The organism is Nocardioides sp. OK12, from assembly GCF_024341885.1.
Taxonomy (GTDB): Bacteria; Actinomycetota; Actinomycetes; order Propionibacteriales; family Nocardioidaceae; genus Nocardioides; species Nocardioides marinisabuli.
In genome coordinates this window covers 437,292-459,024 of the sequence record NZ_BNET01000003.1, presented here as the reverse complement: position 1 = coordinate 459,024, position 21,733 = coordinate 437,292, and the positions used below count along the sequence as shown (strand labels likewise).

General features: G+C 73.8%; 17 protein-coding genes. 11 read left to right on the top strand and 6 right to left on the bottom strand.

Translation table 11 applies throughout. From position 1 onward, the window contains the following. Position 1: 1 nt before the first annotated feature. Positions 2-1,447 (bottom strand): glycoside hydrolase domain-containing protein, encoded by a 1,446-nt coding sequence (locus tag OCU29_RS09630; RefSeq protein WP_261819727.1) that lies wholly within the window; start codon positions 1,445-1,447, stop codon positions 2-4. 205 nt (positions 1,448-1,652) lie between these two features. Here OCU29_RS09630 and purL point away from each other — a divergent pair, with 205 nt between their 5' ends. The 3 genes from purL (at position 1,653) to OCU29_RS09615 (ending at position 5,426) form a co-directional block, all read left to right on the top strand. After that, positions 1,653-3,983: a phosphoribosylformylglycinamidine synthase subunit PurL gene (purL, locus tag OCU29_RS09625; protein WP_261819726.1), complete on the top strand. Its 2,331-nt coding sequence runs from the start codon at positions 1,653-1,655 to the stop codon at positions 3,981-3,983. Positions 3,984-4,000: 17 nt separating this feature from the next. Next, positions 4,001-4,423, top strand: a complete 423-nt coding sequence (gene arfB, locus OCU29_RS09620) for an alternative ribosome rescue aminoacyl-tRNA hydrolase ArfB (RefSeq protein WP_179614530.1) — start codon at positions 4,001-4,003, stop codon at positions 4,421-4,423. Between the two features lie 139 nt (positions 4,424-4,562). Beyond that, entirely contained in the window at positions 4,563-5,426 is an 864-nt protein-coding gene (locus OCU29_RS09615; protein WP_261819725.1) for a S9 family peptidase, read from the top strand. Positions 5,427-5,438: 12 nt separating this feature from the next. Here the strand turns inward: OCU29_RS09615 and OCU29_RS09610 are convergent, their stop codons facing one another. Together OCU29_RS09610 and OCU29_RS09605 are read right to left on the bottom strand one after the other, a co-directional pair. After that, a complete protein-coding gene (locus OCU29_RS09610) occupies positions 5,439-6,251 on the bottom strand; it encodes a DNA-formamidopyrimidine glycosylase family protein (RefSeq protein ID WP_261819724.1) in 813 nt (270 codons plus the stop codon). 18 nt (positions 6,252-6,269) lie between these two features. Next, positions 6,270-7,118, bottom strand: a complete 849-nt coding sequence (locus tag OCU29_RS09605) for a hypothetical protein (RefSeq protein ID WP_261819723.1) — start codon at positions 7,116-7,118, stop codon at positions 6,270-6,272. 53 nt (positions 7,119-7,171) lie between these two features. Between OCU29_RS09605 and OCU29_RS09600 the strand changes: the two genes are divergently transcribed. The 5 genes from OCU29_RS09600 to OCU29_RS09580 all read left to right on the top strand — a co-directional run bounded on the left by OCU29_RS09600 (position 7,172) and on the right by OCU29_RS09580 (position 13,634). Then, positions 7,172-7,531 carry a sterol carrier family protein gene (locus tag OCU29_RS09600; protein WP_261819722.1) on the top strand — a complete coding sequence of 120 codons (360 nt, stop codon included), beginning with the start codon at positions 7,172-7,174 and terminating at the stop codon, positions 7,529-7,531. Positions 7,532-7,561: 30 nt separating this feature from the next. Continuing rightward, on the top strand, positions 7,562-9,202 hold the full coding sequence (locus OCU29_RS09595) for a phospholipase (RefSeq protein ID WP_261819721.1): 1,641 nt from the start codon (positions 7,562-7,564) through the stop codon (positions 9,200-9,202). Positions 9,203-9,252: 50 nt separating this feature from the next. After that, on the top strand, positions 9,253-10,632 hold the full coding sequence (locus tag OCU29_RS09590; RefSeq protein ID WP_261819720.1) for a dipeptidase: 1,380 nt from the start codon (positions 9,253-9,255) through the stop codon (positions 10,630-10,632). Between the two features lie 143 nt (positions 10,633-10,775). Further along, complete coding sequence (locus OCU29_RS09585; RefSeq protein ID WP_261819719.1) at positions 10,776-13,142, top strand: molybdopterin cofactor-binding domain-containing protein; 2,367 nt, start codon at positions 10,776-10,778, stop codon at positions 13,140-13,142. Between the two features lie 12 nt (positions 13,143-13,154). Next, complete coding sequence (locus OCU29_RS09580; RefSeq protein ID WP_261819718.1) at positions 13,155-13,634, top strand: (2Fe-2S)-binding protein; 480 nt, start codon at positions 13,155-13,157, stop codon at positions 13,632-13,634. 15 nt (positions 13,635-13,649) lie between these two features. On the opposite strand, the gene OCU29_RS09575 is transcribed toward OCU29_RS09580, so the two are convergent. After that, on the bottom strand, positions 13,650-15,434 hold the full coding sequence (locus tag OCU29_RS09575) for a cell wall metabolism sensor histidine kinase WalK (protein WP_261819717.1): 1,785 nt from the start codon (positions 15,432-15,434) through the stop codon (positions 13,650-13,652). Positions 15,435-15,556: 122 nt separating this feature from the next. Beyond that, positions 15,557-17,314 (bottom strand): ATP-binding protein, encoded by a 1,758-nt coding sequence (locus tag OCU29_RS09570; RefSeq protein ID WP_261819716.1) that lies wholly within the window; start codon positions 17,312-17,314, stop codon positions 15,557-15,559. Between the two features lie 115 nt (positions 17,315-17,429). On the opposite strand from OCU29_RS09570, the gene purF reads away from it, so the two are divergent. From purF to OCU29_RS09555, 3 genes are all read left to right on the top strand, one after another. Further along, the gene (gene purF, locus OCU29_RS09565; RefSeq protein ID WP_261819715.1) at positions 17,430-18,977 is read left to right on the top strand and encodes an amidophosphoribosyltransferase; all 1,548 of its coding nucleotides are present in this window, start codon (positions 17,430-17,432) and stop codon (positions 18,975-18,977) included. A 20-nt stretch (positions 18,978-18,997) separates the two neighbouring features. Then, positions 18,998-20,077, top strand: a complete 1,080-nt coding sequence (gene purM, locus OCU29_RS09560) for a phosphoribosylformylglycinamidine cyclo-ligase (protein WP_218877379.1) — start codon at positions 18,998-19,000, stop codon at positions 20,075-20,077. A gap of 130 nt (positions 20,078-20,207) precedes the next feature. After that, entirely contained in the window at positions 20,208-20,387 is a 180-nt protein-coding gene (locus tag OCU29_RS09555; RefSeq protein ID WP_179614518.1) for a DUF3073 domain-containing protein, read from the top strand. A gap of 238 nt (positions 20,388-20,625) precedes the next feature. On the opposite strand, the gene OCU29_RS09550 is transcribed toward OCU29_RS09555, so the two are convergent. Beyond that, on the bottom strand, positions 20,626-21,726 hold the full coding sequence (locus OCU29_RS09550) for a Glu/Leu/Phe/Val dehydrogenase (RefSeq protein ID WP_261819714.1): 1,101 nt from the start codon (positions 21,724-21,726) through the stop codon (positions 20,626-20,628). Positions 21,727-21,733: the final 7 nt, after the last annotated feature.

Sequence of the window (21,733 nt, the reverse complement as noted above, 5' to 3'; positions counted from 1 at the left end):
CTCAGCCCCGGGCGCCGGCCTGCAGCTTCTTCCAGGTCTTCGCGTTGACGACCCCGGAGGCGCTCATCCCGACGCGCTTCTGCCAGTCCTTGACCGCCGTCTCGACCGCGGGGCCGTAGACGCCGGTCACGACGACCCGGGCCTTCGGCGAGGCGGCGTTGAGGGCGCGCTGGAGCCGGCGCACGGCGTCGCCGCTGGAGCCGTACTTGGTGGTGACCTTCGAGCCGGAGGCCAGCAGCGACATCCAGTGCTTGCGCGACCAGAGGTCCTGCTCGGCGAAGCCGTGGTCGCGCTGCCAGGCCTTGGTGGCGGTGACGACGCGGCCGCCGTACGTGCCGGTGATGTCGGTGTCGAAGTAGCCGCGCTGCTTGAGCAGGCACTGCAGGGCCGCGACCTTGTCGGGGTCGGACTTCTTGGTGCCCCCGCTGGTCTCGCGCGGCGGGCGCAGCAGCTCGTAGGAGGTGTAGTTGACGCGGGTGCCGCCGCACATCTCGGCGGCCGGTCGGGCGGTGCTGCCCTTGCCGAGGTCGAGGAAGTTGGAGTCGATGTTGATCCGCACCCCGCCCCAGGTCTCGTCGTGGCCGCCGCGGTACTGCTTGACGCGGCCGCCGGGGCGCCAGCCGTCCTCACGGATGTAGCTGCTGGAGGTGTTGGCGACGCCGTCCCAGCGCGCCAGCCAGATGGCGTCGGGCAGCTCGAAGCGGTCGGGTCGGCTCACCCGGGCGTCGTCGAGGGCCTTGATGCCCGAGGAGACGCTGGAGTAGACGCCCGAGACGTAGTCGAGGCGGTGCAGCTTCTGGGTCCAGCCGGAGAGGAAGGACAGCGCCGACTCGCGGCAGGCGGTGTTGTTGTGGTCGAAGCCCTCGAGGTCGTACCACAGCGTGCTGCCCTCGGCGATCTTGAGCGCCTTGGCGGCGGCGACGGCCGAGACGGCCTCGCGCCGGCCCATCTTGAGGGCCTTGACGTACTGCCCGTTCTTGCCGGGGCGGGGATCGATGGTGACGTCGTCGTCGTAGCGCGGGAAGCGCGGCTGGCACGAGGCCTGGGGGCCGAGGGTGATCGGCAGCAGCCGCCAGCCCTTGGTGGCCTGCTTGACCACCCAGGTGGGGGTCAGGTTGGGCTGGTCGCGGCAGGCGCGGGACTTGCCGGAGATGTAGATGCCGACCGCCGAGAACGGCGAGGTGCGCCACCAGGTGTTCATCGACTTCTGGGTGGGCGCCAGGCACTGGTCGAAGCCGTAGCCGGTGAAGTCGCCGGGGGTGACCACCTGGCCCTCCTCGACCGTCGGGGCCCGGCGGTCGCCGGTGCTGCTCGTGGGGGCCGACGCGCTGCCCTGGTCGGCGGCGGAGGCGAGCGGGACCAGGGCCAGGACCCCGGTGGTCGCGAGCGCGCCGCTGAGTGCGCCGGCGAGGGCGAGGCGGACCCGGGGGGAGGTCTGTCGGGGCATCAGGGGGCTCCTACGAGGCGGGGAAGAACGACGCCCGACGGGTCGGGCTGCGCCACCTTAACCACTCCAGTCACACGAGTAACAGCCTTCGCCGTGAACTACAGACGTGTAGTTTCCCCAGGTCAGAGGGGGTGCCGTGGTCCGACGACCCGTCACCCGACGGTCGGGCGCAGCCGCGGTCGGGGGCGCCGGTAGATTGACCCTCGTGCCTGAGGACTCCCCGCAGCCCCGCGTCTCCGCTCTCGACACCGTCGCGGTCGCGACCGACGACCCGGGCCGTGAGCAGCCCTGGTCCGACCTCGGTCTCAAGGCCGACGAGTACGCCCGGATCCGCGAGATCCTCGGGCGCCGGCCCACCTCCAGCGAGCTGGCGATGTACTCGGTGATGTGGAGCGAGCACTGCTCCTACAAGTCCTCCAAGGTGCACCTCAAGCAGTTCTCCGAGATCCCCCAGGAGACCCCCGCCGGCAAGATGCTGGCCGGCATTGGCGAGAACGCCGGCGTCATCGACGTCGGCCAGGGCTACGCCGTCACCTTCAAGGTCGAGTCGCACAACCACCCGTCGTACGTCGAGCCGCACCAGGGTGCCGCCACCGGCATCGGCGGCATCGTGCGCGACATCCTGGCCATGGGGGCGCGCCCGGTCGCGGTCATGGACCCGCTGCGCTTCGGCCCCCTCGACGCCCCCGACACCCACCGGGTGCTGCCGGGCATCGTCGAGGGCGTGGGCCACTACGGCAACTGCCTGGGCCTGCCCAACATCGGCGGCGAGGCCGTCTTCGACGAGACCTACCTCGGCAACCCGCTGGTCAACGCGCTGTGCGTGGGCGTGCTGCGCCACGAGGACCTGCACCTGGCCAAGGCCTCGGGGGCCGGCAACCAGGTGATCCTGTACGGCGCCCGCACCGGCGGCGACGGCATCGGCGGCGTCTCCGTGCTCGCGAGCGAGACCTTCGACGCCGACGGCCCCGCGAAGCGGCCGAGCGTGCAGGTCGGCGACCCGTTCATGGAGAAGCTGCTCATCGAGTGCACCCTCGAGATCTTCGCCGCCGGCCTGGTCGCCGGCATCCAGGACCTCGGCGGCGCCGGACTCTCCTGCGCCACCTCCGAGCTGGCCAGCGCCGGCGACGGCGGCATGCACGTCGAGCTCGACCGGGTGCCGCTGCGCGACTCGACCCTGGCTCCCGAGGAGATCCTCATGAGCGAGAGCCAGGAGCGGATGATGGCCGTCGTCGAGCCCGGCGACGTCGAGGCGTTCATGGCGATCTGCGCCAAGTGGGACGTCGAGGCCGTCGTCGTCGGCGAGGTCACCGACACCGGCCGCCTCGAGATCGACTGGCACGGCGAGCGCGTGGTCGACGTGCCGCCGCGCTCGGTGGCCCACGACGGGCCGACGTACGAGCGCCCCTTCGCCCGCCCGGCCTGGCAGGACGCGCTGCAGGCCGACGCCGCCGAGGCGCTGCCCCGGCCGACCACCGGCGAGGAGCTGGGCGAGACGCTGCTGCGTCTGGTCGCCAGCCCCAACCTCTGCGACAAGTCGTGGATCACCGACCAGTACGACCGCTACGTGCGCGGCAACACCGTGCTCTCCCAGCCCTCCGACTCGGGCATGGTGCGCATCGACGAGGAGAGCAACCTCGGCGTCGCGGTCGCCACCGACTGCAACGGCCGCTTCGCCAAGCTCGACCCCTACACCGGCGCGCGCCTGGCGCTGGCCGAGTCCTACCGCAACGTCGCCACCGGCGGCGCGGTGCCGCTGGCGATCTCCGACTGCCTCAACTTCGGCTCGCCCGAGGACCCCGACGTGATGTGGCAGTTCGCCGAGGCCTGCCGCGGCCTCAAGGACGGCTGCCTCGAGCTCGGCATCCCCGTCACCGGCGGCAACGTCAGCCTCTACAACCAGACCGGCGAGACGGCGATCCTGCCCACGCCGGTCGTGGCCGTGCTGGGCGTCATCGACGACGTCACCCGTCGTACGCCGACCGGCTGGCGCGCCGTCGAGGGTGACGACCGCGGCGAGAGCGTCTTCCTGCTCGGCGAGACCCGCGAGGAGCTCTCCGGCTCGGAGTGGGCCCACGTCGTGCACGGCCACCTCGGCGGCCTCCCGCCGCAGGTCGACCTGGCTGCCGAGCAGGCGCTGGCGCGGGTGCTGCACGAGGGCGTCGGGCTGCTCACCAGCGCCCACGACGTCTCCGACGGCGGCCTGGCCCAGACCCTGGCCGAGTCCGCGATCAGCAACATGTGCGGCGTCACCGTCGACCTGGCCGCCGTCGCCGGCGGCGACCCGTTCCTGGCGCTCTTCGCCGAGTCGGCCGGGCGCGCGGTGGTCACCGTCGCCGACGCCGACGCCCCGGCGCTGCTCGAGCTGGCCGGGCGCCACGGCGTGCCGGTGACCGAGCTGGGCCGCACCGGCGGCGACGAGCTGGTCGTCGAGGGCTCGTTCACCCTCAACCTGCTCCGGCTCCGCTCGGCGTGGACCGCGACGCTGCCGGCCGCGCTGGCCGGCGACCCCGCCGTGGTCGCCGCGACCCTGTGACCGGCTGACGATGAGCGGTGGCTGACGACCTGCCGGTGACCCGGACCCTGGTGATCCCGGGGGCCGAGCTCACCGAGCGCTTCTCGCGCTCCTCCGGCCCCGGCGGGCAGGGCGTCAACACCACCGACTCCCGCGTCGAGCTGTCGTACGACGTCGCGGCCTCGTCGCTGCCCCCGGTGGTGCGCTCCCGGGTGCTCGACGCGCTCTCGGGCCGGCTGGTCGACGGGGTGCTGACGGTGGCGGCCTCGGAGTTCCGCACCCAGCTGGCCAACCGCCGGGCCGCCCGCGAGCGGCTCGCGGCCCTCGTGCGCTCGGCGGCCGGGCCACCTCCCCCCAAGCGCCGGCCCACCAAGCCGACCCGCGGCTCCCAGCGCCGCCGGCTCGAGGCGAAGAAGCAGCGCAGCCAGACCAAGCGCCTGCGCCGCGGCCCCGACGAGTGAGGCACGAGCAGTCACTTGTGAACCATCGAGCAGTCACTTTCGCCCCTCGTGGTGGTAGGGGAAGGTGCAAATGTGACCGGTGGGTGGTTCGAAAGTGACTGCTCGGCATCGGGGGTGGCCGCGGCTACGAACCAGGGGTGTGCGCCGACGTAGCCTGCTGACCCTGCCCGCCCTCGCCGGCCTCACCGCCGTGGTGGGGGCCTGCGCCACCGGCTCCCAGGAGGTCCCGACCGTGCCCGCTCCCGCCGACGGCTCCACCACCGAGCGACTGACGTACGGCGACGACCCCAGCCAGTACGCCGTGCTGACCCGGCCCGCGGGCACCCCGCGCGGGGTCGTGGTGGTCGTGCACGGCGGGTTCTGGAAGGCGGAGTACGGCATCGAGTACGCCGAGCCGCTGGTGCCGAGCCTGGTCGCGGCCGGCTGGGCGGCGCTCGCGCTGGAGTACCGCCGCGTCGGCGGCGGGGACGGCGGGGGTGGTGGGGTCCCCGAGACGCTCGACGACGTCGCCGCCGGGATCGACCTGCTCGCGACCACCGACCTCGACCTGGCCACCGCGCCGGTGGTGGCCGTGGGCCACTCCGCGGGCGGCCACCTGGCGACCTGGGCGGCCTCGCGCACCCGTCACGACCGCTGGGCCGGTGGCGTCGAGCTGACCCACGTCGTCTCGCAGGCCGGGGTGCTCGACCTCGCCGGGGCGCACGCCGCCGGGCTCGGCGGGGGTGCGGTCGCGGCGTTCCTCGGTCATGCCCCCGACGTCTCCGACCCCGCGGACGCCGCGGTCGACCCGCTGAGCCAGGTGCCGCTCGAGCAGCCGGTGTGGTGCGTGCACGGGCGCGACGACACGATCGTGCCGCCGCCCCAGTCGCAGCGCTACGTCGACGCCGCGCTCGCCGCGGGCGCGCAGGCCGAGCTGGTCCAGGTCGAGGGCGACCACTTCACCGTCGTCGACCCGGCCTCGGCCGCCTGGACCCGCACCCTGGAGATCCTCGACGCCCTCTGAGGCGACAGGAGGTCAGCGCGCCGGGCGGGCCGGGCCGGGCTGGCAGTGCGGGCACCACCACGTACGCCGGTTGGCCGGGTCGTTCGGCACCTCGTCGACCATCTGCACCACGGTGCCGCAGCGCAGGCACGGTCGGCGCTGGCGCCCCGCGACCCAGTGCGACTCGCCGCGGCGACCCGTGCCGGTCGTGACCTGGTAGGCGCCCGGCACGGTCGCGGAGTGCCGCAGGGCCCGGGCCGCGAGCGTGACCAGCCGCTCGACGTCGACCTCGCCGACCGGCGTCCAGGGGCTGCGGCCGAGGACGAAGGCCAGCTCGTTGGCCCACAGGTTGCCCAGCCCGGCCACCTTCGTCTGGTCGAGCATCGCGCTGACCAGCGGCACCTCGGGGTCGGCGCGCAGCCGGCGCACCGCCTCGCCGGCGTCGAGGTCGTCGTGCAGCAGGTCGGGGCCCAGGTGGCCGACCACCTGCGCCTCCTGCGAGGTGGCCACCAGCTCGAGCTGGTGCAGGCGCAGCCCCCAGGCCGTGGAGCCCTCGGTGGTCTCGAGCACCACGCGGACGTCGGGCTGCAGGCGTCGTGGCAGCTGGCGGCCCGGCCGGGTCACCGACCACTCGCCGTCCATCAGCAGGTGGCTGTGGAGGGTGACGTCGCCCGAGAAGCGGGTCAGCAGGTGCTTGCCGTGGGTGGCGTGCTCGAGCACCTCGCGCCCGGCGAGGTCGCGCGTGGCCAGCCGCGGCACCCGCAGGTCCGAGCGCGCCACGGTGCGCCCGCGCAGCGCCCGGTCGAGGCGCCGCGCGAGCTTGTGGACGCTGTCACCCTCGGGCACGTCGCCCCCGGACGGCGCTCAGGCCAGCACGCCGGTGGGGAAGACGCCCCCGGCGACCATCTGCTTGACCCACGGACGCCCCAGGGTGCGCAGCCGGTCGGCGCCCTCGTCGCCCAGCGCCGCCCACGGGGCGTGCCCGAGCTCGTCGGTGGCGGTCTCGACCGAGGTGCGCAGCGCCACGCCCTGGTCGGTCAGGGCGCCGTCGGCGCCGAGCAGCCCGCGCTGCTGCAGGTCGGTCGAGCAGGCCGACCACTCCTCGTCGGACCAGCCCCGGGTCGCCTGGGCGGCCGGCACCGTGAAGCCGGTGCCGGTCGCGGTGTGGGTGACCAGCGACTCCAGGCCGGTCAGGCCGTGGCCCAGCAGGGTCGCGACGTGGCCGTCGCCGCGGTGCTCGCGCACGAGCGTGAGGGCGTGGAAGAGCACCAGGTGGGGCGCCTCGGGCCAGGGCAGGTCGGCGTGCGCGGCGTACAGCGCCCGACCCTCGGGCGTGCACGCCCCGGCGGCGGTGCGGGCCAGCTCGGCGGCCTCGGCCATCTCGGGGGAGTCGAGGACCTCCTGGCCCAGCAGCCGCCGGTACGCCGCGTCGACGCCGCGGTAGCGCGCCGCCAGCACGTCCTCGGGCGAGGCCGCCTCCCAGCAGGCCGGGACGAAGTGGGCCACCAGCGAGGGGGAGAAGACGAAGAAGGTCGCGGTGACCGGGCCCGGCCCGACCCGGCCCATCGCCGCCGAGCGGGAGGCGAAGTAGGCGCCACGGCCGCGGCGGACGCCGAGGGCGGTGACCTCCTCCTCGACCTCGGGCACGAAGTAGCCCAGCGCGTGCAGGGTCTCGAGCGAGCGGGCGGTGCGGCCGGAGGAGTGCGGGTGCATGCGCCCTGTCTACCCGATCGCACCGACCGGCCCGGCGGGACTAGGCTGCCGCGGTGCCCGTCCGACTCCGCCCCGCCGACCCCGACGACGTCGCCGAGGCCCTCGAGCGCCTCGCCGCGGGGGCCGAGGAGCGCGCCGATCTGCGGCTGCTGGTCAAGCACTTCCTGGCCGTCCTCGACCAGCGCGCGCCCGGGGCCTCGGTCGAGGTCCGGGTCCCGCCGTACGCCGCCGTGCAGGTCATCCCCGGCGTGCGCCACACCCGGGGCACCCCGCCGGCCGTGGTCGAGACCGACGCGGCCACCTGGATCGCGCTGGCCACGGGCGCGCTGACCTGGGCCGAGGCCGAGGACGCCGGGCGGGTCAGCGCCTCCGGTCAGCGCGCCGACCTGGGCCCGCACCTGCCGCTGACCTGAGCGGAGGAGGTGGAGGTCTAGCCTCCACCCATGCCCCCGATGCCCGACCCGCGTGACTGGTTCCTGTCCCGCGACGAGCGGGGCAACCCCGCGACCCGTCTCGACGAGGCGCACCCCGACGCCGCCTTCACGACCGGCAACCTGGCCCGGCCGCTGGTGCACGGGGCCACCTACTTCGCCGAGCTGCGCCGCTGCGTCGAGGCCACCGGCGAGGGCGACCTGGTCTGGTTCACCGACTGGCAGTCCAACCCCGACCAGCGCCTCGACGACGACCCGGCCAGCGAGCTGGTCGAGGTGCTCGGGCGTGCGCTGGAGCGCGGCGCCGACGTGCGGGCCCTGGTGTGGCGCTCGCAGTCGGGGCTCTTCGGCTACGCCCACGACGAGCACCGCGACCTCGGGGCGCTGCTGCAGGAGCGTGGCGGCGACGTCCAGCTCGACATGCGGGTGACCCGGGTGGGTGCGCACCACCAGAAGTTCTGCGTGGTCCGGCACCGTGACGACCCCACCCGCGACATCGCCTTCGTCGGCGGCATCGACCTGTGCCACGGCCGCCGCGACGACGCGCTGCACCACGGCGACCCGCAGAGCATCCACGTCGCCGACGAGTACGGCGAGCGCCCGCCGTGGCACGACGTGCAGCTGGCCGTGCAGGGACCCGTGGTGCACGACGTCGAGACCGTCTTCCGGGAGCGCTGGGAGGACTCCACGCCCACCTCGCGCAACCCCGTACGCCGCTGGCGCGACGCCCGCGCCGACCTCGACGAGGCCCAGCGCCCGCTGCCGCCGCAGGCCCCGCCCCCGCCGGAGGTGCCCGGGGCCGACCACGCCGTGCAGCTGCTGCGCACCTACCCCGTGCTGGGCGCCGGGTGGGCCTTCGACTTCGCCCCCCGGGGCGAGCGGTCGGTGGCCCGCGGCTACACCAAGGCGGTCCGGCACGCCCGCGAGCTCGTCTACGTCGAGGACCAGTTCCTGTGGGGCCACGAGATGAGCAGCGTGCTGGTCGACGCGCTGCAGGAGAACCCGGGGCTGCACCTGGTCGCCGTCCTGCCGCAGTACCCCGACCAGGACGGCTGGTTCGCCCGCGACCCCCAGGTGCTGGGGCGGCTGCGCGGGGTGCAGCGCCTGCTGCTCGAGGCGCCCGACCGCGTCGCGTTCTACGGCCTGGAGAACCACGCCGGCACCCCCGTCTACGTGCACGCCAAGGTCTGCGTGCTCGACGACTCGTGGGCCTCGATCGGGTCCGACAACTTCTGCCGCCGCTCCTGGACCAACGACTCCGAGCTCTCGGCCGCCGTCATCGACCGCGGCACCGACGGCGACCGCGCCGGCTTCGCGCGCCGGCTGCGGCTGACGCTCGCCGCCGAGCACCTCGACCGGCTCGACCCCGACGAGCTGACCTGCCTCGACGACATGGACGACGCCGGGCTGCTCGAGGTGATGGCCGACTGCGTCGACCCGGCCGAGATGTTCGCCCGGTTCGCGGCGAGCGCCGACGCCCTCGAGGCCTGGCACGACGGCGGCCGCGTGGGCGAGCGGCCCCCGGGGCGCCTGCGACGCCTGCCCGAGCCGCGGCTGCCGCTGGCGCGCCAGCTGCTCGCCGTGCCCGGCTACCAGCTGCTCCACGACCCCGACGGCCGCTCGCTGTCGATGCGCCGGCGCAAGCGCTTCTGAGCCGCCCTGCCGGCGTGCCCGCGGCGTCGCGGCCCGGCTACGTTGACGCCATGAGCTCCCACGCCGACACCACCGACCTGCGGGCCCGCGTCACCGACGTGCTGCCCGGCCTGCGCAGCGACCTCGAGGACCTCGTGCGCATCGAGTCCGTGAGCGCCGACCCCGCGCGCGCCGACGAGGTACGCCGCAGCGCCGAGGCCGTGCGTGCGCTGCTGGCCGCGGAGGGCATGGACACCGAGGTGGTGAGCATCGAGGGCGGGGCGCCCGCGGTGATCGGGCACAAGGCCGGCCCGGAGGGTGCGCCGACGGTGCTGCTCTACGCCCACCACGACGTGCAGCCCGAGAACGACCACGCCGACTGGGACTCCCCGCCCTTCGAGCCCACCGAGCGCGACTCCCCGAGCGGGCGCCGGCTCTTCGCCCGTGGCGCGGCCGACGACAAGGCCGGCATCGTGGCGCACCTGGGTGCCCTGCGGGTCTTCGGCGACGACCTGCCGGTGAGCGTGACGGTCTTCGTCGAGGGCGAGGAGGAAGTCGGCTCCGAGACCCTGCCGGCCCTGCTGGCCGCCCACCAGGAGCGGCTGCGTGCCGACGTGATCGTGATCGCCGACTCCGGCAACTTCGACGTCGGCGTGCCGGCGCTGACCACGAGCCTGCGCGGCCTGGTGCGCGCCGACGTCGAGGTCCGCACCCTGACCCACGCCGTGCACTCGGGCATGTGGGGCGGCCTCGTGCCCGACGCGCTGATGACGCTGAGCCGGCTCATCGCCACCCTGCACGACGACGCCGGCGACGTCGCGATCGAGGGCCTGCACTCCGGGCCCGCCGCCGACGTGGCCTACCCCGAGGAGCGGCTGCGCGCCGAGTCGGGCGCCTGCGCGGGCACCGAGTGGATCGGCACCGGCTCGGCGGTCGAGCGGCTGTGGACCAGGCCGGCGCTGAGCATCACCGGTCTCGACGCGCCCAAGGTCGAGGGGGCGAGCAACACCCTGGTGCCCGCCGCGCGCGCCAAGGTCTCGCTGCGCATCGCCCCCGGCGACACCGCCGCCAACGCGACCGCCTGCCTGCGCCGCCACCTCGAGCGCCACGTCCCGTGGGGCGCCGAGCTCACCGTCACCGTCGTCGACACCGGCGAGGCGACCGACATCGACGCGACCGGGCCGGCGTACGACGCGGCGCGGGCGGCCTTCACCGAGGCCTGGGACGGCACCGAGCCGATCGACATGGGCGTGGGCGGCTCGATCCCGTTCATCGCGGAGTTCCTCGAGGCCTTCCCGCGCGCGAGCGTGCTGGTGACCGGTGTCGAGGACCCCGACACCCGCGCGCACGGCGCCAACGAGGGCCTGCACCTCGCCGAGTTCGAGCGGGTCGTGCTGGCCGAGACGCTGCTGCTGGCGCGGCTCGCGGAGGCGGGGCGTCCCACTCCCTGAGATGCCCCACCGGGTAAAAATCCGTCCATCTGACAGGAACGAACGCCAGATGTGCGTGACGACGCTCACGCGCGGGTAGAAAGGAGGCGCCCGGTCTAGACCGGGGCCTTGCCCGACCACGACATGGGGAGCTTCTCGGTCACATGACAGCGCCTGAAGACAGCACCGGACCCGCCGGAACCAACCACACCAGCACCCCGGACACCGGGCCTCCCGGAGGGGTCCGCCGCCGCTCCTTCCTCGGCTACGTGGTCGCCGGCACCACGCTGGTCGCGGCGGCCGACCTGACCATGGCCCGGCCCGCGCGCGCGGCGATCCCCTCGCTGCCGCAGGTGCCCGAGCTCTACGACCTCGAGGACCTGCAGACCGACGCGGCGCTGCCGACCTCGCAGCTGATCACCATCGAGATCAACGAGGACGGCACCGCCTCCTTCGCGCTGCCGCGCATGGAGGTCGGCCAGGGCATCACCACCTCGACCGCGATGATCATCGCCGAGGAGCTCGACCTGCCGGTCGAGAAGGTCACGGTCACCCTGGCCCCCGCCCGCCCCGAGCTGGTCTTCAACCAGCTCACCGGCGGCTCCAACAGCACCGTGTCGACCTACACCCCGATCCGGGTGGCCTCGGCCATCGCGCGCGGCGCCCTGCTCGACGCCGCCGCGCGCCAGCTCGGGTACGCCGTCGAGCGGCTGCGCACCAAGGACGGCGTCGTGATCGGCCCCGGCGGCGAGACGCTGGGCTACGGCGAGCTGGCGACCCTGGCGGCCAGCCCGGTCACCGAGGTCGTCGACGTGCTGCTCAAGGACCCCGAAGAGTTCACCCGCATCGGCAAGCCGCGCAACCGCGACGACGCGCGGCTCGCGGTGACCGGCAGGAAGGACTTCACCCTCGACCTCGAGGTCAAGGGTGCGAAGCCGACGATGCTGTGCCGTCCGCCGACCCTCAACGGCTCGCCGAAGCGGCTGCGCAACAAGAAGAAGATCCTCAAGATGCCGGGCGTCAAGCAGGTCGCGGTCGTCGACACCGGGGTGGCGGTGCGCGCCACGACCTTCGGCCAGTGCATCGACGCCATCCGGGCCATGGACGTGGTGTGGAACGACGGGCCCGTCGAGGGGGAGTCCGACCAGACCATCCTGGCGCGTCTGAAGAAGGCCGAGCTGCCGCTGGCGGTGCCCGAGGTGCCGCTGCTGGCCAAGACCGTCGAGGAGCGCTTCGAGTTCATGTTCCGCTCCAGCGCCGCGCTGGAGCCCAACTGCGCGATCGCCGACGTCCGGGAGGACTCCGCCGAGATCTGGGCGGGGCTCAAGGTCCCGATCCTGGCCCAGCAGAACATCGCCCAGGCGCTCGGGATGAGCCAGGACCAGGTGAAGGTCAACGTCGTCACCGGTGGCGGGTCCTTCGGCCACAAGCTCTTCAGCGACGCCGCCATCGAGGCCGCCAAGGTCTCGCAGGCGATGGGCAAGCCGGTCAAGCTGATGTGGCACCGCGCCGACGAGCCCCGCCAGGGCCGGTTGCACCCGATGGTCACCTCGCGCATCCGCGCGACCGTGCTGGCCGGGCAGGTGCTCAGCTTCGAGCAGCGCAACACCAGCGTCGTCACCGACTTCAGCCACGGCCTGGGCGAGATCATCACCTCGACCATCGACGAGGCGCCGACCGAGGTCGGCAAGAAGGTCGGCGGCCTGGGCTTCTCGCAGACGATCTTCACCCTGACCCAGGAGCTCGGCTACAACTTCGGTGTCGTCACCCAGCTGCTCAACGAGACCGACGACCGGTTCAACACCGGCAGCATGCGCAACATCTACTCGCCCGACACCCGGGTCGCCGTCGAGCTCGTCGTCGACCGGCTCGCCGCCGAGGTCGGCATGGACCCGCTGGAGTTCCGGCTCAAGCACGCCAAGAGCGCCAAGGTCCGCAAGGCGCTGGAGAAGGTCGCGGAGGAGGGCGACTGGGGTCGCAGGATGCCCGCCGGTTTCGCCCAGGGCATCGCGATCCACCAGGAGTACAAGGGTGCGACGGCCTGCCTGGTCGAGATCGACACCCGGCCCGAGACCGTCAACCGCAGGATCCGCAACGCCGTCACCGGCCCGCGGGTCACCCGGGCCACCTTCGCGGTCGACGCGGGCCTGGTGATCAACCCCCAGGGCCTGAAGGCCCAGATGATGGGCGGCTTCTCCGACGGGCTCGCGCTCACCCTGACCAGCAGCGTGCACCTGCGCGACGGGCACTTCCTCGAGGCCAGCTGGGACAACTACTACTACACGCGGCAGTGGAACATCCCGCCCCGCTTCGAGTGCTTCGTGCTGCCCTCGGAGGACCGGCTGCCCGGCGGTGCCGGCGAGGCCGGCGTGGCCGCCTCGGCGGCGTCCGTGGCCTGCGCCTACGCCCGGGCGACCGGGACGATGCCGACCCGGTTCCCCATCAACCACGGCAAGGTCACCTTCAAGCCCAAGTCGTTCGTGCCGTCGGTCCCCGAGTCGCCGACCAACGGCCTCAAGTTCACCTACTAAGGAGAGGCCGACATGCCCAAGCAGACATTCATCCTCAACGGCAAGCCGGTCACCGTGAACGTCAAGGACGACGTGCGGGTGCTCTGGGTCCTGCGCGACCTCCTCGGGGTCACCGGTCCGAAGTACGGCTGCGGCATCAACGTGTGCAAGGCGTGCACGTCGCACATCAACGGCAAGGCGTTCAACCCGTGCTCGGTGCGGGTGGGCGACCTCGGTCGCGACGACGAGGTCACCACCATCGAGGGCCTGCCCGACACCGTGGGCGAGGACCTGCACCCGATGCAGGAGGCATGGATCGACCGCGACGTCCCGCAGTGCGGCTACTGCCAGCCGGGCCAGATCATGGCGGCGGTCGCGCTGGTCAAGAAGGTGCGCCGCGAGGGACGCGAGATCAGGGACGCCGACCTCGACACCATCCGCAACATCTGCCGGTGCGGCACCTACACCCGCATCCGCGAGGCCGTGGTCCAGGGCGCGCGCGGGATGGCCTGAGCGACCCCGCCGGCCTCAGGCCGGGGACCCGCTGCCGGGGAGGGTGACGGTGAAGACGCTGCCCTCCCCGGGAGCGGACTCGACGGCGATGTCGCCGTCGAGGCGTCGTACGACGCGCTGCACGATGGCCAGGCCCAGGCCGGTGCCCGGCTGGCTGGCCGCGGCAGGGTCGGCCGAGCGGTAGAACTCCTCGAAGAGCCGCTGCTGCTCGGCCGCGGCGATGCCGATGCCGTGGTCGACGACCCGCAGCACCACCTCGGTCGTGGCGGGGACCGGGCCGGGGCGGGTCTCGAGGTGCACCTCGACCTCGCCGCCCTCGTGGGAGTACTTCACGGCGTTGCTGACCAGGTTGACCAGCAGCCGCTCCAGGTCCGCGGCGTCGGCGCTGACCAGCACTCCTCTGGACGGGGCGTGCACGCGCACCCGCACGTCACGGGCGTCCGCCTGCACGGCGAGGCCCTCGACCACCTCGTGCAGCAGCGCGCCCAGCTCCTGCGGCGCCACCAGCGCCGGGTCGGCCGCCTCGTCGAAGCGCGCCAGGGTCAGCAGGTCGGCGACGATGTCGTCGAGGCGCCGGGTGGCGCGCCCGATGCCGCGCAGCGAGCGCTGCACCTCGGGGCCGGTGGCGGGCTCCTCGGCCAGGAAGTCCTCGAGCATGTCGAGGTAGCCGCCGACGGCGGCCAGCGGGTTCTTCAGCTCGTGGGCCATGGTCGCGATCAGCTGCTGGCGGTACGCCGCCGCCTGCTGCTCGCGCTCGAAGCTGCGGGCGTTGAGCACAGCGCGGCCCAGGTCGTGGCCGATGTCGAGGGCCGCGCTGGCCTCCTCGTCGGACCAGTCGGTGCGGTCGCGGCGGAACATCAGCAGCCGGCCCACGCACTCGGGCCCGGCGCCGAGCGGGGTCAGCAGCAGCGAGGTGTCGCCCTGGCCGTGCAGGCCCTCGAGCAGCAGCGCGTGCTCCTCGGCGCTGAGCAGGGCCGGCGCAGCACGGCGGTGGGAGACGATGGCGACGCGCTGGTCGCGCCAGCAGCGCTCGGCCAGCCGCCGCGACAGCAGCGAGACCTCGTCGAGGTCGGCCTCCTCCTCCTCGGCGAGCAGCTGCACCCGCACGTCGTCGACGGTGAACCCCTCGCAGACGGTGTCGATGACCGTCTGCACCAGGCGGGCCAGGTCGAGGTCGGCGGTGGCGCTGCGCACCACCCGCCGGGCGGCGTCGGCGAGCCGCACCTGCTCGAGCAGGCGCTCGCGCTCGAGCACGTCGAGCATGGCGCTGTTGGCGCGCTCGGCGTAGCCCCCCAGGCGCCGTCGCTGCTCGGTGCCGGGGCGCAGGCCGTCGAGGGGCAGGTCGACCCACACGATGCCGTGCAGGGTGCCGTCGGTGTCGGTGAGCGGGGCCATCAGCAGGTCGCAGGGCTGCCAGGCGTCGGGGTGCGCGGGCGCCGTGGACTGCGCCGAGCCTACCCAGATGTGGTCGAGCAGCTCGACGGCCTGCTCGTGGGGCAGGAAGCGCAGCGGCCCCCACTGCTCGGCGCGCTCGAGCATCGTCATCGCCACGGGGGTCGGGGTGACGTCGCCGGTCAGCTCGGCCACGGCCTCGGGGTCGCCGTCGACCACGACGAACTCGAGCTCGTCGGTGGCCCGGAACAGGCTGACCGCCGAGACCCGGAAGCCACCGGCCTGGGCCATCTCCGCCGCGATCGAGCGCAGCACCCGGGTCAGCTCGGACGTCGCGGGGACCGGGCTCGCCGGAGCGACGGGGGTCGCCGCGAGGGGCTGGTGGGTGGTGCCCTGGGTCGGGGTCACGTGGGGGCTCCGGCAGGTGGGTCAGAGTGCGGCCCTGCCTGCACGAGCCGCCGTCCCCTTCACCTTAAAGGGGGGTCCTGAACCCTGCCGCGGCTTTCCACAGGTCGGTCCGGCCGGGACGGTCAGCCGGCCACGGGCAGCCGCACCCGGAAGGTGCTGCCCTCGCCGAGCCGCGACTCGACCTCGGTGCGCCCGCCGTGGCGGCTGACGATCCGGTGCACGATGCTCAGCCCGAGCCCGGTGCCCGGCTGGGCCAGGGCGAGCGGGTTGGTGGAGCGGAAGAACTCCTGGAACAGCTGCTCCTGGTCCTCCGCGGAGATGCCCAGGCCGGTGTCGGTGCACTCGAGGACCGCCTCGTCGCCCTCGACCGCGAGGCAGACCGTCACCCGGCCGCCGCTCGGGGTGTACTTGCCGGCGTTGCTGACCAGGTTCGTCACCAGGCGCTCGATCTCCTCGGCCTCGGCCATCGCCACGACCGGCTCCTCGGGCTTTTCGACCACCACCTCGATGCCCTTGCGGGTCAGGCTGTGCTCCTGCAGCGCGAGGACGTCGGCCACCACGTCGGCCAGGTCGACCGGTCGCGGCACGACGGGGTGGTCGGGGTCGCCGACCTTGGCCAGCAGCAGCAGGTCGTCGGCCACCCGGGCCAGTCGCCGGGCTCCCCGGTCGATGGCGTCCACCGACGCCGACACGGCCGGGTCGGTGGGCTCGTCCTGCAGGATCTCGAGGTGACCCACGATCGCGGTCAGCGGGTTCTTCAGCTCGTGCGAGACCGTGGCGATCAGCCGGCCCTTGTAGGAGTCGAGGGCACGCAGCTCCTCGACCATGCGGTGCTCCCGCTCGAAGGAGCGGGCGTTGAGGACGACGCGTCCCAGGTCGTGGCCGATGTCGAGGGCCGCCTCGCGCTCCGCGGCCGTCCACCCCGGCGCCCCCGCGAGCCGTGTCAGCACCAGGTTGCCCAGGGCCTCGTGGGCGGCCCCGATCGGCACGAAGAGCAGCGAGCCGACCCGGATCTCGTCGAGGAAGTCGACGATCTCGGTGGCCTCGCGCGCGCTCAGCGCCGGCGCCTGGAGGTGCTCGCGGGAGACCACGTCGACGCGCTGCGCGGCCCACGAGGCGCGCGCCGAGCGCTCGGCGGTGCGCACCAGCCGGCCCGGCAGCGCGACCTGGGTGCCGTCGGCGGCCACGAGCCGACCGGTGCCCAGGCCGTCGTCGGCGAAGATCTGCAACCAGGCCCCGACGGCCCGGAAGCCCTGCATCAGCGCGTCGGCGCTCGCCGCGAGCACCTCCTCGACCCCGAGCTGGGCCGGGGCGTCACGCACGATCTGGCGCGCCGCCGAGGCCAGGCGCACCTGCTCGGCCAGCTGCTCGCGCTCGAGCGCGAGCAGGGCCGCGCGCGTCGCCTGGTCGGCGTACGCCGCGAGGACGCGCTGCGCCTCGGGGCCCGGCCGGCGCCCGTCGTCGGGCAGGTCCATCGACAGCATGCCCAGCATCTCGCCGCTCCCGCTGTGCAGCGGGGCGCACAGCGCGTCCATCGGGTGCCAGGCGTCCGGTCCCTCGAGCGGCAGCAGGTCGGGGACCCAGCCCCAGACCTGCAGGTCGACGGGCAGCGACTCGTGCGGCACGAAGCGCAGCGGGCCCCAGTGCTCGGCCAGCTCGAGCTCGGCGAGGATGGAGTCGAGGGGGGTGCGGGCGCCGAGCAGGGCGGTGCGGGCCTCGTCGTCACCGGCGACCGCGACCGTCTCGAGCTCGTTGCCGCGCACCAGGCCGACCGTGGCGACCCGGAAGCCGGCGACGCGCGTGACGCCCTCGGCGATCAGCGTGAGCGCGTCGACGGCAGGGCTCGCGGCGTCCGCGCCCAGCCAGGCTCGCTCGCTCACAGGTCCCAGTCCTCCGCACGTGACGTCTTGCCCCCCAGGCCCGGCGATCCTACGGTCCGGGGGGCCTCGCGGGAGGCGAATCGGCCAGGAGGTGGACGGTGCGTAGACTGCGGTCGTGCCCTTCCAGAGCAGTGGCAGCACCCGCCGAGGCGGCGACGGGCGGCTGACGACCGCCCTCGACCCCCAGGACCAGGGACCCCAGGACGCCTGCGGCGTCTTCGGCGTCTGGGCGCCCGGTGAGGACGTCGCCAAGCTGACGTACTTCGGGCTCTACGCCCTCCAGCACCGTGGCCAGGAGGCCGCCGGCATCGCCGTCAGCAACGGTCGCCAGATCCTGGTCTACAAGGACATGGGCCTGGTCTCGCAGGTCTTCGACGAGACCACCCTCGACTCGCTCAAGGGGCACCTGGCCATCGGCCACGCCCGCTACTCCACCACCGGGGCCTCGACCTGGGAGAACGCCCAGCCGACCTTCCGGCCCACGCCCGACGGCTCCATCGCCCTGGGCCACAACGGCAACCTGATCAACACCCATGAGCTGCGCGAGCAGGTCGCGGCGCTGCCCGGGCCTGACGACGAGCTCGACCTCCAGCGCCCCGGGCACGTGTCCACCAACGACACCAGCCTGGTGACCGCGCTGCTGGCCCACCACCCCGACTCGACGCTCGAGGAGCGCGCGCTCGAGGTGCTGCCGATGCTGCGCGGTGCGTTCTGCTTCGTGTGGATGAACGAGGACACCCTCTACGCCGCGCGCGACCCCCAGGGCATCCGGCCGCTGGTGCTGGGCCGCCTCGACCGGGGCTGGGTGGTGGCCTCCGAGGACGCCGCCCTGGCCACCATCGGCGCCAGCGTGGTGCGCGAGGTCGAGCCGGGCGAGCTCATCGTCATCGACGGCGACGGCCTGCGCTCGCACACCTTCGCCGAGCCCGAGCGCAAGGGCTGCGTCTTCGAGTACGTCTACCTGGCCCGCCCCGACGCCAAGATCGCCGGGCGCTCGGTGCACGAGGCGCGCGTCGAGATGGGCCGCGAGCTGGCCCGCCAGTTCCCCGTCGACGCCGACATGGTGATGCCGGTGCCCGAGTCGGGCACCCCGGCCGCGTCCGGCTACGCCGAGGAGTCCGGCATCCCCTTCGGCCAGGGCTTCGTCAAGAACGCCTACGTGGGCCGCACCTTCATCCAGCCCAGCCAGACGCTGCGCCAGCTCGGGCTCCGGCTCAAGCTCAACGCCCTCGAGCACATGATCCGCGGCAAGAAGCTCGTGGTCGTCGACGACTCGATCGTGCGTGGCAACACCCAGCGCGCCCAGGTGCGGATGCTGCGCGAGGCCGGGGCGCTCGAGGTGCACGTGCGGATCTCCTCGCCGCCGGTGAAGTGGCCGTGCTTCTACGGCATCGACTTCGCCACCCGCGCCGAGCTGATCGCCAACGGCCTCGACGTCGACGAGATCGCCGCCAGCGTCGGCGCCGACAGCCTCGGCTACATCTCCCTCGACGGCATGGTCGAGGCGACCGGTCAGCCGCAGACGGCGCTGTGCACCGCCTGCTTCACCGGCGACTACCCCGTCGAGCTGCCCGACGAGTCGCTGCTCGGCAAGCACCTGCTCGAGGTGAGCCTGAGCTCGCCCACCCTGGGCCGCGCGCTGCCCGTCCTCAACAACCCGTGAGCCGGCCAGGAGGCCCCGACGTGACCGAGACCAACGCCTACGCCCGGGCCGGCGTCGACATCGAGGCGGCCGACACCGCGATCGAGCTGATGAAGGGCTGGGTCGCCAAGGCCACGCGCCCCGAGGTGATCGGCGGGCTCGGCGGCTTCGCGGGGCTCTTCGACGCCTCCGCGCTGACCCGCTACACCCGCCCCCTGCTGGCCACCTCTACCGACGGGGTCGGCACCAAGGTCGCGATCGCGCAGGCGATGGACGTGCACGACACGATCGGGCGCGACCTGGTCGGGATGGTCGTCGACGACCTCGTCGTGTGCGGCGCCGAGCCGCTCTTCATGACCGACTACATCGCCACCGGCCGGGTCGTCCCCGAGCGGATCGCCGCGATCGTCAAGGGCATCGCCGAGGGCTGCGCCGAGGCCGGCTGCGCGCTGGTCGGCGGCGAGACCGCCGAGCACCCCGGGCTGCTGGCCCCCGACGAGTACGACGTCGCCGGCGCCACCACCGGCGTCGTCGAGGCCGACCGGCTGCTGGGCCCGGCGCGGGTCCGCCCGGGCGACGTGGTGCTGGCCATGGAGGCCAGCGGCCTGCACTCCAACGGCTACTCGCTGGTGCGCCACGTGCTGCTGGGCAGCGCCGCCGACGGCGGGGCCGGCTGGGCCCTCGACCGCGACGTGCCCGAGCTGGGCCGCACCCTCGGCGAGGAGCTGCTCGAGCCGACCCGCATCTACGCCAAGGCCTGCCTCGACCTCGCCGCCCGCACCGGCGTGCACGCGATGTCCCACGTCACCGGCGGCGGCCTGGCCACCAACCTCGAGCGCGTGATGCCGGTCGAGCTGGCCGCCACCATCGACCGCGCCACCTGGACCCCGCAGCCGGTCTTCGACCTCGTGCGCCAGGTCGGCTCGGTCTCCCAGCCCGACCTCGAGGCCACCCTCAACTGCGGCGTCGGCATGGTGGCGCTGCTGCCCGCCGACGACGTCGACACCGCGGTGTCGGTGCTGGCCGGCCACGGCGTGCGCGCCTGGGTGGCCGGTGAGGTGAGCGCCTCGGCCGACCGTGGCGGGCGCGTCGACCTGGTGGGCCAGCACCCCGGTTGGTGAAGCCTGGGGGCGCCTCCGCGAGCCGGGTGTGCGTGAACGACCCCCCAGCAGGTAGCGTTGCCCCCACGAGATTGCAGAGACAGCCCGGGAGCCATAGCGCCCCGGCCAAGCGTGCGAGGGGGCTGACCCTATGGGGCGCGGCCGTGCAAAGGCCAAGCAGACGAAGGTCGCCCGCGACCTGAAGTACCGCACTCACGAGACGGACTTCGGGGCGTTGGCGCGAGAGCTGCATGGCAGTGAAGAAGCAAGTGACACCGAGCAGGGCGACGAGCCCGACGAGTGGTCGGACTACGACCCTCGTCGCGACTGACCCCACCGGCGGCCCTCGGGCCTCGCACGGTCTCCCCGGTCATCCGGGTGGGCCACCGGACGTGCCGACGCGCCCGGACACCGGCTTCTCGGGGCCGGGTCCGGGCGCGAGCCGGCGCCAGTTCCTGCGCGAGCCGGCGCCACTTCCCGTCGTTGACGTCGTACGACGGGAAGTAGCGCCGACTCGGTGAGGAACTCGCGCCGGCTCGGTGAGGAACTGGCGCCGGCTCGCGGGTGGCTCAGCCGACCCAGATCGAGCGCAGCCGACCCACGTCGCGCATCCGCGCCTCGGCGATCCGGTCGGCGGCCAGGGCGGGCGAGACGTGCTCGGCCTCGGCGTGGGCGAGGATCGCGAGGGTGGTGTCGAAGATGCCGGTGGCGCGCTGCTGGGCGCGCTCGAAGCTGAAGCCGGCGGGGTCGAGCTCGTCGGCGACCTGGATCAGCCCGCCGGCGTTGACGCAGTAGTCGGGGGCGTAGACGATCCCGCGGTCGGCGAGCGCCTTCTCGACGCCGGGGTGGGCCAGCTGGTTGTTGGCGGCGCCGCAGACGACGCGCGCGCTGAGCACCTCGACGACCTCGTCGCTGATGGCGCCGCCCATGGCGCAGGGGGCGTAGACGTCGAGCGGCGAGGCGACGAGCTCCTCGGTGGTGGCGACCGCGCGCACCCCGGGGTGCTCGGCGACCACGGCGTCGACGGCGGGGGCGTGCACGTCGGTGACCACGACGTCGGCGCCGTCCTCGACGAGGTGGCGCACCAGGTGCCGACCGACCTTGCCGACGCCGGCGACGCCGACGGTGCGCCCGGCCAGCGTGGGCTCGCCCCAGGCGACCTGGGCGGCGGCGCGCATGCCCTGGAAGACGCCGTACGCCGTGAGCACCGAGCTGTCCCCGGCCCCGCCGTGGGCGACGGTGCGCCCGGTGACGTAGTCGCACTCGCGCGCGACGTGGTCCATGTCGGCCGAGAAGGTGCCGATGTCGCAGGCGGTGCGGTAGCGACCGCCCAGGGTCTGCACGAAGCGGCCGTAGGCGCGCAGCAGGGCCTCGGACTTCAGCGTCGCCGGGTCGCCGATGATGACGGCCTTGCCGCCGCCGAGGTCGAGGCCGGCCAGCGCGGCCTTGTAGGACATGCCGCGCGAGAGGTCGAGCACGTCGCGCACCGCGTCGTCGGTCGAGGCGTAGGGGTAGAAGCGCGTGCCGCCCAGCGCCGGGCCCAGGGCGGTGGAGTGGATGGCGATGACGGCGCGCAGCCCGGTCGCCGGGTCGTTGGCGAAGACGACCTGCTCGTGCTCGGCGCCGAGCTCGAAGACGTCGACGGGGCTGCTGCTGGGGGTCACGGACATGATGGGC

Bases quoted from the DNA above. Each gene is read 5' to 3' on its own strand.
- OCU29_RS09595 (WP_261819721.1), top strand. From the start codon at position 7,562: ATGCCCCCGATGCCCGACCCGCGTGACTGGTTCCTGTCCCGCGACGAG.
- OCU29_RS09585 (WP_261819719.1), top strand. From the start codon at position 10,776: ATGACAGCGCCTGAAGACAGCACCGGACCCGCCGGAACCAACCACACC.
- OCU29_RS09555 (WP_179614518.1), top strand. From the start codon at position 20,208: ATGGGGCGCGGCCGTGCAAAGGCCAAGCAGACGAAGGTCGCCCGCGAC.
- OCU29_RS09590 (WP_261819720.1), top strand. From the start codon at position 9,253: ATGAGCTCCCACGCCGACACCACCGACCTGCGGGCCCGCGTCACCGAC.
- OCU29_RS09580 (WP_261819718.1), top strand. From the start codon at position 13,155: ATGCCCAAGCAGACATTCATCCTCAACGGCAAGCCGGTCACCGTGAAC.
- OCU29_RS09550 (WP_261819714.1), bottom strand. From the start codon at position 21,726: ATGTCCGTGACCCCCAGCAGCAGCCCCGTCGACGTCTTCGAGCTCGGC.
- OCU29_RS09630 (WP_261819727.1), bottom strand. From the start codon at position 1,447: ATGCCCCGACAGACCTCCCCCCGGGTCCGCCTCGCCCTCGCCGGCGCA.
- OCU29_RS09605 (WP_261819723.1), bottom strand. From the start codon at position 7,118: ATGCACCCGCACTCCTCCGGCCGCACCGCCCGCTCGCTCGAGACCCTG.